Below are 1,360 nucleotides of genomic sequence, written 5' to 3'. Positions count from 1 at the left end.
AGTTACGGCGGTCATAGCGTGGGGGAAACGCCCGGTCCCATTCCGAACCCGGAAGCTAAGACCCACAGCGCCGATGGTACTGCACCCGGGAGGGTGTGGGAGAGTAGGACACCGCCGGACAACCATTAAGAAGAGCCCCAGCCACTGGCTGGGGCTCTTCGACTTTAACCCACCAACAACAAGGCTGAGCAGCCCGCCCCGGTATCACTTGCCGTCGAAAGCACGTGCCTGTTGCGAGCCGTCAGCCCTTTTTGGGACGAGCCATGGGTTCGACCCGAACTACGCCGCGAGCACGAAGAAGTGCATGGTACGGGCTCAGCGTTAGGTGCCAGATGGCTTCGCAGCTTTTGCTGCCGCCTTTGCTGCCTGCTTATTTGCGCGCACTTTACTTAGGGAGTCCGGATCAACAATGTCCGCGACGGAGAGGTAGGAACCTTCTTCGCCGTAGTGGCCGGCGGCTTCCCGCCACCCGTCCGCCTGCAGCCCGCATTGTTTGCCCAGCAATGCCAGGAAGATCTTTGCTTTTTGTTCGCCAAAGCCTGGCAGGGCCTTGAGCCGGCGGAGTACTTCGGGGCCGTCAGGGTTCCCGCTGGTCCAAATAGCAGCTGCGTCCCCATCCCATTCACGATGCACTGTCTCTGCCAGAGCCTGGACTCTTGCGGCCATGGAGCCTGGGAACCTATGGACGGCCGGCCGTTCCTTGAAGACTTCAACGAAGCCGGTTGGGTCGTACTCTGCGATTGTCCCAGGGCTGAGGGAGCCCAGCCTGGTGCGGATCTTCTCCGGGCCAGCAAACGCGGACTCCATAGTGACTTGTTGATCCAGCAACATACCGGTCAACAACGCAAAGGCGTCGTTGCTGAGCAGCTGGTCCGCGGCGGCATGGCCTGTGATGTGCAGTTCCATGCTCACCATCCTCCCATCACAGTGGGGCGTCGTCATCGGGGGTCCGTTCGGCGCCGTTCCGCCCCGCGACCCGGCCCGCGGTTCACCGGCGGTTCGTGGCGTTCGACGGCGGTGTTGCACGCGTTTTGTGGGTGGTTGGGGGCGTGGCTAGGGGTGGATTTGCGTTGGGGGTGTGGGGCGTGTATTGTTTTCTGAGTCGCCGGGTGCGAAACGGAAAGCCGGAAGGTGTGTACGGTTCGGTAGGCGGCCAAAAATAACTCTTCTTTTCCAATGGCCCTGTTGGGTGTGCTGCTTTTGTGGTGTGCTGTGGGTGATGTTTTGGAGGGTCTGTTGTTTGAGAACTCAATAGTGTGCCAAGTTTGTTGATACCGATTGTTTTTTTGATTGGTTGAAATTATGGCTGGATCATTGCGCACCCCCGTGTGTGGTGGTCTGGTTTTCAGCTGGTTTCGAA

At 59.5% G+C, this 1,360-nt stretch carries 1 protein-coding gene and 1 rRNA gene; one reads left to right on the top strand and one right to left on the bottom strand.

Features of this window, described 5'->3' with window-relative positions; genetic code table 11:
* Window positions 1-3: 3 nt before the first annotated feature.
* A 5S ribosomal RNA gene (gene rrf, locus MOD31_RS21820) occupies window positions 4-120 on the top strand.
* Window positions 121-321: 201 nt separating this feature from the next.
* Here the strand turns inward: rrf and MOD31_RS21815 are convergent.
* Entirely contained in the window at window positions 322-915 is a 594-nt protein-coding gene (locus MOD31_RS21815) for an HhH-GPD-type base excision DNA repair protein (RefSeq protein WP_250821695.1), read from the bottom strand.
* Between the last annotated feature and the right edge of the window lie 445 nt (window positions 916-1,360).

Origin of the sequence: Paenarthrobacter sp. TYUT067 (assembly GCF_023656375.1) — a bacterium.
Lineage (GTDB): Bacteria > Actinomycetota > Actinomycetes > Actinomycetales > Micrococcaceae > Arthrobacter.
This window is presented reverse-complemented; position numbering and strand designations above follow the sequence as displayed.